Origin of the sequence: Streptomyces sp. NPDC006739 (genome assembly GCF_042869815.1) — a bacterium.
In the GTDB taxonomy this organism is placed as follows: Bacteria; Actinomycetota; Actinomycetes; order Streptomycetales; family Streptomycetaceae; genus Streptomyces.
On the sequence record NZ_JBIAGM010000014.1, the window covers coordinates 1 to 13,312 of the forward strand.

8 protein-coding genes and 3 pseudogenes are annotated in these 13,312 nt (G+C 67.7%); 5 read left to right on the top strand and 6 right to left on the bottom strand.

Annotated elements, in window-relative coordinates; all coding sequences use genetic code 11:
- Positions 1 to 315: 315 nt before the first annotated feature.
- Both ACFYMM_RS26115 and ACFYMM_RS26120 read left to right on the top strand, forming a co-directional pair.
- Positions 316 to 900 carry a hypothetical protein gene (locus tag ACFYMM_RS26115; protein WP_388390567.1) on the top strand — a complete coding sequence of 195 codons (585 nt, stop codon included), beginning with the start codon at positions 316 to 318 and terminating at the stop codon, positions 898 to 900.
- Between the two features lie 31 nt (positions 901 to 931).
- A pseudogene (locus ACFYMM_RS26120) lies at positions 932 to 1,120 on the top strand (hypothetical protein); the annotation flags it as partial.
- Positions 1,121 to 1,163: 43 nt separating this feature from the next.
- Here ACFYMM_RS26120 and ACFYMM_RS26125 read toward each other — a convergent pair.
- Positions 1,164 to 1,895, bottom strand: a complete 732-nt coding sequence (locus ACFYMM_RS26125) for an ISL3 family transposase (protein WP_388390569.1) — start codon at positions 1,893 to 1,895, stop codon at positions 1,164 to 1,166.
- 229 nt (positions 1,896 to 2,124) lie between these two features.
- Between ACFYMM_RS26125 and ACFYMM_RS26130 the strand changes: the two genes are divergently transcribed.
- Positions 2,125 to 3,222, top strand: a complete 1,098-nt coding sequence (locus ACFYMM_RS26130; protein WP_388390571.1) for a barstar family protein — start codon at positions 2,125 to 2,127, stop codon at positions 3,220 to 3,222.
- A gap of 1,132 nt (positions 3,223 to 4,354) precedes the next feature.
- Positions 4,355 to 4,807: a hypothetical protein gene (locus ACFYMM_RS26135; protein ID WP_388390573.1), complete on the top strand. Its 453-nt coding sequence runs from the start codon at positions 4,355 to 4,357 to the stop codon at positions 4,805 to 4,807.
- 653 nt (positions 4,808 to 5,460) lie between these two features.
- Here the strand turns inward: ACFYMM_RS26135 and ACFYMM_RS26140 are convergent.
- From ACFYMM_RS26140 to ACFYMM_RS26155, 4 genes and pseudogenes are all read right to left on the bottom strand, one after another.
- Positions 5,461 to 5,838, bottom strand: coding sequence for a DUF1707 domain-containing protein (locus ACFYMM_RS26140; RefSeq protein WP_388390575.1), 378 nt, complete (start codon positions 5,836 to 5,838; stop codon positions 5,461 to 5,463).
- Positions 5,839 to 6,058: 220 nt separating this feature from the next.
- Positions 6,059 to 7,276, bottom strand: a complete 1,218-nt coding sequence (locus ACFYMM_RS26145; RefSeq protein WP_388390984.1) for a PP2C family protein-serine/threonine phosphatase — start codon at positions 7,274 to 7,276, stop codon at positions 6,059 to 6,061.
- A gap of 858 nt (positions 7,277 to 8,134) precedes the next feature.
- A pseudogene (locus ACFYMM_RS26150) lies at positions 8,135 to 9,368 on the bottom strand (transposase).
- 283 nt (positions 9,369 to 9,651) lie between these two features.
- On the bottom strand, positions 9,652 to 10,767 hold the full coding sequence (locus tag ACFYMM_RS26155; RefSeq protein ID WP_388390577.1) for a serine hydrolase domain-containing protein: 1,116 nt from the start codon (positions 10,765 to 10,767) through the stop codon (positions 9,652 to 9,654).
- 364 nt (positions 10,768 to 11,131) lie between these two features.
- Here ACFYMM_RS26155 and ACFYMM_RS26160 point away from each other — a divergent pair, with 364 nt between their 5' ends.
- Positions 11,132 to 12,013 carry a GyrI-like domain-containing protein gene (locus tag ACFYMM_RS26160; RefSeq protein ID WP_388390579.1) on the top strand — a complete coding sequence of 294 codons (882 nt, stop codon included), beginning with the start codon at positions 11,132 to 11,134 and terminating at the stop codon, positions 12,011 to 12,013.
- An 829-nt stretch (positions 12,014 to 12,842) separates the two neighbouring features.
- Here ACFYMM_RS26160 and gvpJ read toward each other — a convergent pair.
- A pseudogene (gvpJ, locus tag ACFYMM_RS26165) lies at positions 12,843 to 13,244 on the bottom strand (gas vesicle protein GvpJ).
- Positions 13,245 to 13,312: the final 68 nt, after the last annotated feature.

The following is a 13,312-nucleotide window of genomic DNA, read 5'->3' on the forward strand; positions in this document are numbered from 1 at the left end:
GCAGTGGCTGCACACCTACAATCACCACCGCGGACACACCGCGCTGAAGGGCCAACCACCCGCCAGCCGCGTCCCCAACCTCACAGGGCAATACACCTAGTCGTCGCGATGGTGAGGTGCACCAGTCTGCCCACGGATCGGTGCGGAAGAAACCACTCCGTCGCAAGTGGATCAGAGCGCTTCCACCTGCGACGATTCGAAGCCAAAGCTTTTCGCCAATCCGCGTAAAAGCTGGACACGACCGGTCCGTTCACGGTCAAACTGTGTCCCGGCTCCAACCGGAGCCACGCCGCTCTACAGCAGGAGACCAGCGCCATGCTCGAGGTCCGCAAGATCCGACGCACCATTGGCGTGACGGGTGCCGCCGTCGGACTCATGGCCGGTCTCGGCGTCGCCAACGCCTCGACCGCGTCCGCCACCAGCTACGTCTGCAACGTGCTGTCGTCCGGCGCTGACCGCTCGCAGTGCACCCACTCCTCGACCCTGTACACCGGCAGCGAGTGGAGGCCCCAGACGACATTCAACAGCGCCTTCACGTACCTGCGGTTCCAGTACGACGGCAACCTCGTCCTGTACTGCAAGAACAGCGGCTACTCGTTCGGACTCGGTCGGAATGTTTCAGCGGGGCAGGCCGTGTGGGCCTCGGGGTGGACCAACAGCGGCGACATCGCCAACGACAAGTGGGACTTCTGGTCCGACGGCAACATGGCCACCTACTACCAGAATTCCGCCGGGTGGCAGGTCGACTGGAACACCCAGACCTGGCACGGGGCGGGCACCATCGCCATCGTGCAGACTGATGGAAATTTCGTCCTGTGGCAGAACGGCCAAGCCGTCTGGGCGTCGAAGACCTACCACGACTGCCCCGGCAGCGAGAACTATTGGAACGGCTACCAGTAAGCCCTGCTGATGGCGCAACGCAGCGTCAGTGAAGAAGGGCTCCAGAGGCAGCCGGCCCGTCAGCCACGCCGCCGCCCTCGACAAGGAGAGGAACACTGTCGAGCAGCTGATCAACAAGCTGAAGGCCTGGCGAGGCATCGCTACGAGCGACGGCGCGCGGCCGTCCCCGCCGACCAGGGCCCCGCCTCAACACAAGGCGGGACAACAGTCGCGCGCAGCCGGCGTGCGGGCAATCGCGTGCAAGGGGCCGTACAAGTGCCTGGTCATCCGGCCTGCCGTCCGGCGAGACGCGCAACGCCAGTGCCAGCCACCAGAAGCCGAGCATCGGGTGGCCCGAACTCGCGATCTGCGACTTGCGTAGCGTCCGGTGCGCCGACCCGGACACCCTCAGCGTAGGCGCCGCCCCGGTCCCGACACACGATCTCGACGCCCGGATGCGCGGCCAGCCAATCGGCCGGCGTCTGGGCCTCGCGGTCCGGCAGCACGTCGATTGGCCGGTGCGTTTCCATGTCGATCAGGATGGTGTTGTAGGAGTGACGGCGCCGGATCGCGAAGTCGTCGACGCCGAGCACGGTCACCTTCGGGACCTCGGGCGCGGGCTGCGCGCGGATCAGCTTGATGAGCAGGTCACGGCCGCACGGCATACCCAACCGGGTGGCGAGCCGGGATCCGGCCCGGCCGGCCAGCGCCAGCGCGATCGACACCAGCGCCTCGCTCAGCGTCGGCGTCCGCCTGGCGAACGGCGAGGTGAGGCCCGGGACCTGTTCGCTGAACGTCGTTTGGCAGCACGCGTCGTTGACGCATTTGAAACGGCGCACCGTCACCACAACCTTCACCCCGCGCCCGGCGACCGGCGAGTCCGCCAACGAACGGCGGTAGCGGCCGTGAACCCGCGCGGACCGGACGCCGCAGCCGGAACACGCTGCGGCCGGCGCGGAAGACCGTACGGACAACGTCGCGGACACACCATCGGACTCCACCCGATCGACGGCCACTGCGCTCAGGTGCGGAAACAGGGCCCCAATACTCTGCGATAAGCACGTCGATCATGCTCCCCGATCACACATAGTCCTGTGGGTCGCGACGCGTGCAATGGCAGGGAACGTCACGTGACCCGCCAGAACCGAGGGAACTTGATCGCTTGTGGCTAACTCGGGTATTCAGCCTTGAGAGATCGTGACCCGCCACAGGGAAAAAGGTTCACCGCGTAAGCCTGGTCCGGGCATGATTCCCTCCGTGCAGGAGGACGAGAACCATCGCGGGCCCACGCGGTACACGCTGACGGAGACCGAGCATGGCCATGCCTGGGGAGTCTGCGTCGAGGCGGAGGGGCTGTTCGGGGAACCCCGGAGTGGGACGTACGAACTGCTGGACTGGGTCCCGGTAGACGGCGAGGTGCGGGACTGGGTAGGCAGCCGGGTGTGGCTGGTGCCGGACGACGAGGGACTCGAACCTTGGCTGCTGGAGGACGCGGAGAGCTCAGGGCAGTTCCCCGGAACAGACAGTCTGCTGCTCACCGGTCTGGACGACTACGAAGGCCCGCCCGAGGGCCACAGGGGCTCCGTCCGACTGCACGACGGCCATCGGTGGCTGGGCTCGTGCCGGGAATTTGCCCGCATCCTGCCACCCGAGCAGGTGGCACCCCCGCTCGTCCTGAGGGGACTCGCCCCGAGTGATCAGCTCAGGACGGCACTGCTGAAGGGCACCCGGCGGGCGCTGGATCTGGAGGAGGCCGCCCTCGAGATACGGGACGACCAGGGCGAACCCCTCACGGAACGACTGCTGTGGACCAAAGTCACCGCCTGGCAACCGTCCTCCAACGGGACGGACCTGATCGACCTGGAGCTCGAAGGAAAGCTCTTTACGCCCGTCCCCGAATACGCCCGGCCCATCTGGGAACGGTGGCTCGCCGGGCCACCGAACACCCTGGGCGCCTGGGCCTGCCTCGACACCCGGCGCCGCGGGGCCTGGCTCGATCTCGTCCGGGAGCGGGCCTGCCGACGCGCCCACCGTGACCGGCCGGCTCGTCACGCCTACGAACTCGACGGTCGGCACATCACCGACGAACCTGGCCTCTACCTGGCGCTCGGCGAGGCGGTGAACGGACCGGGCGGCTACTTCGGCGGCTGCCTGGACGCCCTCGACGACTGCCTGGGCGGCACCTTCGGCTACACCGCCCCCGCAACCCTGCTCTGGCGAGACGCCGTCACCGCACGCGAGCACCTGCCCAAGACCTTGACACCGGACGGCCAGCCCTACGACCTGTTCGCCGAGGTCCTCAACGTCCTGGCCGAAGGCGACATGCACGTCACCCTGGCGTGAGCTGCACTCCGCCACAAGTGCGCCGCGACGCGTCGGCCAGAGAACATCACGTGATCGTCGCCAGAGCCGAATTCCGTGATGCTCAACCCGTCACAACTGGGGAATTCAGTGACTGTCGACAGACCTCGATCATGCAAGGGACCTTGGGGTGTCTCCCCCTCCTGGTACCGCGCACTGCTGACGACGCGCGCTCGCAGCTGTTCCACGCGGCGCGTCGCCCCCGCACGTTCTGCCAGTGCCTCGACAGGCTTCACTGTCGCCACCTCCCCCTCCATGGGCTCGCACGTATACGAATGAGAATCCGACAGCACGAACGAGAACGGGTGGGAATCCGACAGGTTCAGCGCGTGCCCGGCTCATCTTCGGCGAGCAGACAGGCTGACGTGGCGCGATGACCATCCTGCTCGCCAGTTGCGGGATGTCCTGCTGGCCTTCGGCACTGATACCCGAGCAGGAGGCATTGACCCGCTTCGCGGATTCCTGTGCGCGCTCGCCTCGGCCGCAGGTCGGCCGCGTTCAACCTGCTACCCCAGGCTGAACACGGAGCGGCCGGGCGAGGCAACCCTACAGCCGCGCACTGGCCGGCTTCGCCGTCGGCGCGGACGATGAGAGCGGAGCCGACGGCGTACGGCGCTCCGACCTGCGCGGCGCCGGAGGGCCCGCCGAGGCGCTTGAGCCGGTTCTCGCGGGCCCTGGCCTGCTCGTAGTCATACCGAGGTCGCCAGCTCGCCTTGCCCCCTGTCGGCCTCGTCTGCAAGACGGGCGAACTCCTCAGCGGGCGGCGGCCGGTTTCTCACCGCCGCCTTGGACGCAGCCCCTGCCAGGGGCGGCGCGCGCCGAGGAGCAGGTGCGCACAGGCGATGCCGGCCAGCCCGGCGATCCCTCAATGCTCGCTCTGAGTAATCACGCTACGCCGTTCCAGTGATGCACAGCGAAAACGAACTAGCGGTGGTCGGTGGGGCAATCACTGGTCCGACCTGCCACTTTGTCAGATTTGATACATATTTCAACCGAGTGGGCATGCACGTTGGACATGCCGGTCCGCCGCGCTCGGGCCAGCCTGGATGCGCGAGCCGTCCCGGATGGCCGACTCGCTCCCAGGGGGGAACTTCGATCCGTCCAGGAGACCGACATGAGCGTCACCCGAAGCCATCACACCCGCGCACTCGCCGCCGGTGCCCTGTCCGCCGCCCTGCTGTCGACCGGTACGGCCGGAGCCGTCGCAGCGACCGGGACACCGGCCCCCAAGCCGACCATGACTCACACCGGCATGCCGAGCATGAAGCCGTCGCGGACGTCGGCCGCGATGGGCTCGATCACCGTCTCCGCCGACCGCAAGGCCGTCAAGGTGGGCAACACCGTCGTGTTCACCGGCCGTGTCAAAGGCATCAAGACCGGTTCCACGCTGGTGCTTCAGCACCGGCACAACGGCAAGTGGACCACGCTGAAGACCACAGCCGTCGTCAACAAGAACGGCACCTACACGATCAAGCGGACGTTCACCAAGAAGGGCACCGAGCAGGTGCGGGTGGCGACCAAGTCCGGTACGTTCCACTCCTCGCCGCTCACCGTTCAGGTCAGTTGACGGCGAGCTGAGGCGGGTCTGCAGCCGATCGTGGCGCAGCCGACTTGAGCGGGGTTGGGCATGATTGACCTGTCCGGCCCCGCTGTCGCGTCAGCACGCCGATGATGGGCATGCGCCTGGTGAATTGCGCTCCTTGTTTCCTGTCTGTCCGGAACGGCAGTGTCACCGACCGGCGTGGGCGGGCCGCGGACCGCTACCGTACCGAGCACGCCGAGGCGCGGAGCTGTGCGACGGTCGTAGACCGCCTCACGTCCAACGCCACCTTGAATCCCGCAGCAGAGAACAACCGGACCAAGCAGTCTTGCCGGCCACGCAACTTCGTTGGCGTCCGCACTGACAATACCCGAGCGTCGCCCAACCGAGGCCCCGGCGACAGCGCCGCCGACAGCTCACAACTGGCGTCAATCACCTTCGGGAAGGACCGTGGGCCTGCGCAACAGCCACCGCCAGGACGCCCAAGGCGGGGGCCGCACCACGCGGCCGTGAGCCTTCTGACCGACCAGCTCAACTCGCCAACTGACCGGTGCATCGGGATTCGCCGGAAGCCGACGGTGCTTGACCCTGCTGTGTATCAGCTGCAGACCATCAATGTCGACGATCCCCGGCTTCGTCACCGGCGTCAGGGTCTTCCCCGTCATGCTCACCGTAAGGTGTCATGCGTGACCACAGCGTCGGTGAAGTCGAGCGTCACCTCGCAGTACGTCACCGCGAGCTCCAACTTCCGCGGCCCACCCAACGCCCCACGCGCTCGACCGCGCCGCTGTGCTTTCGATCCGGACCACGTCCTTGACCTCCGCCCCAGCCGCACCGGCGGCCGGCAGGTCGACGGTGAGCGCGGTCAGTTCGCTCACCGTCCACGCCGACAGGGCAGCTTCCAGGCGCTCATCTAACTCGTCCGCGGTCAGCAGGCCGCACATCCACCACCCTGTCCCGGTCCGCATGAGAGGCCCGCAGCTCGGGCGGCGAGCCGGGGCCGGAACGCCTCCCGATGAGCGAAATCTCTCCCAACATGCCTCCGCGTATCGCGACATGCACCCGGCCTCGCCCGACGAAGGGACAGGGACGGCGCCGAACCGACCGACCGGGGCGGTGTGAGCGGATCGAAAATCCAAGGTGACAACGGCTGAGTGATCGCTTTGCTGCACGACAGTCAGGCCCTCGGCCCCTGGTCCGCGGGACGGAGCACGAGCACGAGCACGAGCAGGAGCAGGAGCAGGAGCAGGAGACAGCGAAGCTCGGCGCACTACCGCGTCACCGGTGCTGCGGACGCCATTCGAAGAGCAGGATGGTCGCGTCGTCGCGCAGTTCGTTGCGCTGGTAATCAAGGATGGCGTGGATGAGCAGCCGCAACACCTCGGCCGGGCGCTGTCCGGCGGAGGAGGAGCGGATGATGAAGTCAGTGAACCGGTCAAGGCCGAACTCCGCACCGTCCGTGTCACGAGCCTCCACGACACCATCGGTGTAGAGCAGGACGCAATCGCCCGGTTCCAGGGTCGTCTCGTGTACTTGCCGGGCTGCCGGGGCGAGTGGGCCGGCCAGGCCGATCGGCGGCTGCGGGGGGCTGTCCAACGCCCCGGCGAGCACCCGCTCGGCACGGATCAGCAGCGGCGGAGGGTGACCACAGTTGACCCAGTTGAGGACCCCGGTCTCGGCGTCGAGCCGGCACACCACGCCGGTGCAGAAGGAGTCGGGCAGCCACTGGGTGAGCGCCTGATCGAGGGAGCCGACGACGTCGGCCAGATCGCAGCCGCCGCGGCGGGCGTTGCGCGCCGCCGCCATGGCGACGGACGTGGTCAGGCCGGCGCTCAGATCGTGGCCCATGGCGTCCAGGATCATGGTGTGCAGCAGGTTCTTGACCACCGAGTGGTCGAAGGCGTCGCCGGCGATGGCGTACGCCGGTTCCAGGACCGCGGTGGACACGCACCTGATGCTGCCTATGGTGCGGGGCGGCAGGAAGGCCCGCAGCATCTCGGCGGGCATCAGCATGGTCGCGGTGCGGGTACGGGCGGCGAGCCAGTCGCTGTAGGCGCGCTTGGAGGTGATCAGCATGGCGAGCAAATGGGCCAGCATCCGGCTACGGCGCATCCGCACCCCGTCGAGCGAGGCGGTCCGCACCGCCAGCACGCCCAGCCGCTCCGCGCCATCGATCATAGGGATCCAGAGGTCCAGGCCGTGGTCCACCTCGGCCACCCGTGGGGAGACCGTGCGGTACGCCCAACCGGCCGACGAATGGTCCACCGGCAGCGGCTCCAAAGCCTCGTCGAGTGGGATGAGCAGCTCTTGCTGCAGGTCGGCGAGGTAGATCCGCGCGGTGTCCAGGCCGAGGGACGCGGCGCACCGGTTCGCCAGGGCGGGCAGTTCGACCGGCAGAGCGGTCTGCGCCTCGATGATCAGCTCTTCCAGCCGGTTCTCGTCGACGCCGGTGTCGGGACCGGAGGACGCGCGCGCTGGGTCCGACACGGGGATCACCCCTTCCGTGCCCAGTTTCACACCGATCCCGTCCTCTTTCACGTCAGCCCCGGCGAGGGCGAGAGGCCGTGTCGCCCGTCATCGATCCGACGACCGTCGGTCAGCCTCGCGTCGCCCACGAAGATCCCGATTTTCACCGAGGGCAGTACGACGGAGATCAACCGAGAGCGCCTCGTCAGTCACTGACCTTCTGGCCGCGGTCCGCCTTCGGGTTGCGGTCCTCAACCGGTTTCAGAAGCGCGCGGGTTTCGACCGCTCGATGGCCGTGGCGTAGCGCCGTGACGGCCCTGATCCCGCTTTCCATCCTCCTCAACGCCGCCTTCGTACATTACGGCGCCGGAGAGCGGATCATCAGGCGCTACAACCTCACCGGAGCGGGCGCCGCTGCGATCAACTCGCTGTTCTCTCCTGCCGGAGGGTCCAATACGAACTGGGGCGTCTGCAGTGTCCTCTCCTGCCGATCTTCTGGGCGGCGTCGGGAGTGTGGTTGTACGGCGGCCCGTACTCGGCCGTGCCACTGAGCATCCCGGCCGTCACCGTCCACGCCGACGCCTCACTCGCCGAGAGTGTGACGACACTGTCGTGCACCTCGATCCGGAGCGCTCCAGGGTGCGTGCCGAAGAGCCGTACGACGACCTCGCGCCGCACATCGCTCCCGGTCCTCGTGGGCATCATGACCCATCGACGTCAAACCTAAGCCTCGATCTTTCGTGAGGGTCCGCTGACGGGGTCGGCGGGCCTTTTCGGTTTTCGGGGCGGGTGGTGGGCAGGCTGGTGGCCCGGTTGTCGCGTCGGCCGAGCGCCGGGTTCCACTTCCCGGGGCGGGTGGTGCTGTCGTCGGGACGGGAAGTTGGCAGGTCAACCCGGGCCAGGCAGAAGTGCGAGTCGTTCGGGGGCGTCCGTGATCTCGTGGGTCCAGGGCCAGCGGCGGGCGAGGCGGAGCATCCTGTGCCGCCTTGTGGTGACGAGCTGGGCGGCCGCGGAGAGCAAGGGGAACCGTAGGCGGCGGGGTTCCCATAGCCTGGCTTTGCCGGTCAGGGCGAGCATGGGCATCCATGCCAGCAGGTCGAGGGCGATCTGGACGATCTCCAGCCACACCTTGTTCTGGACGGTTGTATGCGGGGGCAGGTTACGCAGGCCGGTGGCCCGGATCCGGTCCTCGTCCCGCGTCCGCAGCCGATGCCGGAGCTCGAGGGCGGGGATCGGCCGGTCAGGGGTGTTGGTCGCGAAGCACGTGATCCGCATGCCGTCCGCGTCCGTGATCCTCAACTGGGCGCAGGATGGGGCCGTTCCTTCCGGACGATCAATCGCATGCCCTTGGGCCAGCCGTCCAGGAGCTTGCCGGTGAGAGCTCCGCGGCCCAGGCCCCGTCACGGGCCTCACCGTCGGTCTCGACGGCCGGAGTCCAGGCCGAGGCGGGACCTTCAGCACGTGTTCATGGATCCCTTCGGTGATCACCATGCCGACCAGTAGGACAGCCATCGTCCTCGCCTGGCGAGCCAGGACAGAAGTCGTGGGTGCCGCCCGCGGAGTCCGTGCCGATCAGCGTCTGGCGCCCTCGCCAGTAGTGCTTCGGCGTTTGGGCCAGGGCGAGTTGAGCGGTGGTGATGTGGTCGGCTGCCGTATTGGAGCCCGCGTATTCCGGCCGGAGCAGGGCCGCGACGGGCTCACCGGTTCCACCCGGGCCATGGTCGACGGAGGCGGTCAACACCGTCGAGATCGACGATGACCTGGCTGTCGGCGTCGGGGGCGTTCTTGCCGGCCAGCGGCCAGGCACGATGGCGGACTTCGGACTGCGCGGACCGGATGGCTTGCAGGGTTTTCTCGCCGGAGGCGGCGAGGGTGTCGATCAGGTGGCAGATGGTCGGGTCGGAGGCGACCGGACCGAAGACGGCCGTCTCACATCTCAGCATCGCGATGTCCGCGAGGCAGTCCCCGCCCAGTGCGACCGCCAGGGCGACGTCCAGGAGGGCCTTGCCGGGATCGTGAACGGCCCGCGGTTTGCGCCACGGAACAGGACCGCCCCGGCCTTGGAGACGACTTGGTCGTCGTCCTGGACACGGAGGCGGGGATAGGACCCGATACAGTGCATGCACCCCTTGCAACTTGGCCCAACTTGACCAGCCTTATCGACGGTTTGCCGTAGGCGCGACTGCCAAGCCGTTGGCGCGCCGCCCATGGGTAGGGACGGCGTACCGTATCCGATGCAGTGCACGGGACAGCCACCCCGGGCAGCGCTGGGAAGTGGTGAACAACGGTCATCGGGTATCGACGGGCGTCTGAGCCGGCCGTCGAGCGTGACTGGAAGTAGCCCCGCCCACTTGCGAATTTCGGGTAGGAGAGGAGTGGGCCAGCCTGGGCTGCCCCGTTGCCTGTCAGTGCAGTCCACTGTAGGCGGCCATGATGATCTCCATGCCGCGGTTGTCCTCCTGCTGGTCCCTGTCAATCATCTGATTCATGACATAGGCCACCGTCATGCGTGAGCCGGGATCGCTCGCGACCAGCGAGCCACCCCAACCGCCCCAGCCGAAGGTGTTGCCGAACTTACCGAAGCCCACCGTCCAGCACATCGAGGTGCCCAGCACGTGGTCCTCGCCGCGGAACACTTCCTGCCACGCGGGCTCGCAACCCCGGGGGGACAGCAGCCGCACGCCGCCGGCCGAACCCTGGTTCGCCAATACCGACTGGGCCAGTGCGACAGAGCGGGCGTTGCCGAAGCCGTTTACCGCAGGGATCTGGGCACGGCGCCAGGCCACGCAGTTGATGTCCTTGACCCGGATCGCCACACCGGTGTTTTCCCGGCGCGTGCCATCCCGTTTGATCGGTGCGCTGGCAGCGTACTCGTCGGTCAGTGACGGCGGCGGGATGAGCGGTGCGACGCGGTGGTCATGCTCGGTGGAGAGTCCGATGTGGAAGTCGGCGCCGAGTGGTTTGGCCACCTCTTCGGCGAAGAACTCGCCGAGACTGCGGCCGGTGATGCGGTGGACGATCTCGCCCACAAGGAAGCCGAAGGTGAGCGCGTGGTAGCCGGCGGCCTTTCCCGATTCCCATTCGGGCGCTTGCGCGGCCAGCCCTGCCGTCACACTCTCCCAGTCATAGAGCTCCTCCACCGTTGTCGGCCCGGACAGGTCCGGCAGTCCCGCGGTGTGTGACAGTACGTGCGACACCAGCACGTTCTCTTTACCGGCCGCGGCGAACTCGGGCCAGTAGGCGGCAACTGGCGCAGACAGATCGAGCTCGCCCCGGTCGGCCAGGATCAGCGCGCACAAGGCGGTCATGTTCTTGGTCGTCGAGTTCACGCCGGTGAGCGTGTCGCGCTCCCAGCTGACGGAGCGGTGCGCATCGACGTACCCGCCCCAGATGTCGACCACCGGCTCACCGTCGACGTAGACGGCCGCAGAGGCACCAACGTCGCCCTTGCCGAGTAAAGCTGCAAGGGCCGCCCAGACTGCGTCAAACCGCGGCTCACAAAATCCCTTTACATCAGTCATGGGCGTAAGCCTCGGTTAACGCCGGGGCTTTCCGCCCAACAATTCCCGCACTGGTTTTGTCGGGCGGGGCGTGATCAAATCTTCTCTACTGCACAAGGGGCCTGAGGGCCGCGCGGTCGGGCCGCCGGCCCCATCGCTCGACCGCTCCTGTCTTCGCCCCGCGGTCGGCCGATGGCTCGGTCGGCGCCCCAGACCGCAGGGCCGATGTCCGCCAAGGCGCCGCGTGCGGCGAGCGATTCCGGCTCGGGCTCCGGCTCGGGCTCCGGCTCGGGTGCCGACCGGTGTGGCCCCTGCGGACGCGGCCGGCTGGTTGGCAGGGCGAGCGTGCCTACGGTGGAGACGCAAGGAGAAAGGACGGATACGCGTGCTGGAAGGGCTGAATCGGGCGCTGGACCATCTGGAGTCCTGCCTCGACCGGGACATCGACATGGCCGAGGTAGCCCGGATCGCCACGGTGTCGGAGTACCACTTCCGGCGCCTGTTCTCCGCGCTCGCCGGGATGCCGCTCCCTCTCTACGTGCGACGGCGACGAATGACGCTCGCCGGGGCCGAGGTACTGGCCGGAGATCTGACACTGCTCGATGTCGCAGTGCGGTACGGGTACAGCTCGGGCGAGGCGTTCGCCCGGGCATTCCGATCGGTGCACGGCGTCGGGCCGGGCGAGGCCCGCCGCACGGGTGCGGTGCTCACGGCACAACCACGCATGTCCTTCCGTGTCGTCGTCGAAGGAAGTACGACCATGCGCTACCGGATCGTGGAGAAGGAGCCGTTTCGGGTTCTCGGCAAGAAGGCCCGGCTCCCGCTCGTACACGAGGGGCTCAACGCAGCGGCAGCGGCGCACCTGGAAAGCCTGGACAACCAGGCGGTCGTACAGATGAAGGAGCTGGCCGGCCAGGAGCCGGACGGGGTCCTGTCGGCGGTGGTGTACCTGACCGACAGCCGGGAAGAGGGGGCCCAGGCGGATTACTGGATCGGCGTGGTGACCGCTCCCGAGGTGGCCGCCGAGGAGCTCGACGCCCTCGACGTGCCTGCCGGGACCTGGGCGGTCTTCGACAACTACGGGCCCTATCCGAGCGCCCTCCAGGAGCTGTGGCGAGACGTGTTCACGCAGTGGTTCCCCTCGAACCCGTACACGAGCCGGACAGGGCCAGAGCTCCTGCGGACGCAACCGGTGGAGATCGGTACGGAGACCGACTCCCAGCTGTGGATCCCGGTCGAGCGGGCCAGCGGGAGCACCGGGGCGTGAACACGGGAACCTGGACGTTGGCCTCCGCGCAGCCGCCTTCACAAAAGGCGGTTTTCTATCAGTGGTTGCGAATCAACCTGGTCAATGGGCCTGTGAGGCATTCTCGCATGATCTCGGCTGGGCCCTGTCGCCAAGGACGAGTGGGGTCGCCGGTTGAGCTGATACGCCACTTCGCGGAGGTCTCGTGCACCGTGGACGGACAGGTTGGTGCCCTTGGGGGCCGGCCTGTCGCAGGTCTGCCCGGTCGATATGCCAGGTGCGATAGCGGGCAACCTCGCGTTCGACGAGACGGCCGTGCGTCGCCACAAGGCGTTCCCGTTCGGCGTGCTCCGGTTCGGCCTGGTGTCTGCTCACTGCGGTGATCTCCCGGGGATCGACGCCCATCAGGCTGTCGCTGTTACGGATACCGGTCCGGGCATGGAACGCGAGGTTCGCACTGCGGCCGATTGCCGGTATCCCCTCCGGCGACCGAGCAACGCCCGAGCCTGGAAGGCCACCGCATGTCTGATCTCAGCACTGCCACCTGGCAAGCAATCCCGATCGTCCCCTACGGGGCTGTCCTGCACGTGCCGGCGGGTTGGGAGGCGCTGCCTCCCGTCCCGGCGAACGGTCCGGAGATCCTGCGGGCCACCGGGGGCCCCGGCAAGAACCTGATCGTCTTCAAGGTGCCCGCCAAGGGAAAGACCGCAGCGCAAGTGGCGGACACCGCCCAGGAGAAACTCGAAGCCCACGGCTACGACGCCTTCACGCGCACCGAGGCCCGGTTCGCCGGGCAGGCGGGGGTGGCGCTGGACTTCGTCGCCCGCCGCGACAGCAAGGGAACGGTCATCTACCAGACCCGGGAGTACTTCGCCGTGCGCGGACACGCAGCATTTGTACTCGGCATGGGAAGCGCCACCTGGGAGAAGGACCTGCAGCTCATCGAGCAGATCGCCGACCGATTCGAACTCACGGAATGAGCCTTGCCGCGGGCGCCGGACTGCGTGAGTTCCACGAGCCCGGCCGGCTTGCGCGGCCCCCTTCCAGGTCCAGCCGGTTGCACGCCTCGGCGAAGCGGGGGTAGGTGTCGCCGCTGGCGACGACGATCCGTAGGTCGATCTCGAGTATCCCGATACCGAGAAGGGAGACCCGCCGTACGCGTCGATCAGCAGCCCGCGGTCGAGAACGAGTTCCAGTATGTCGTAGAGGCCTCTGGATCGCCTCCGCCGCCCTGTTGTGTCGCGACGGTCATCGCGACCAACCCCTTGTTCGTTTGCCTCTGCGCGGTCCCGTCGACGCCGTCCCTCGCTGCGACGGCAG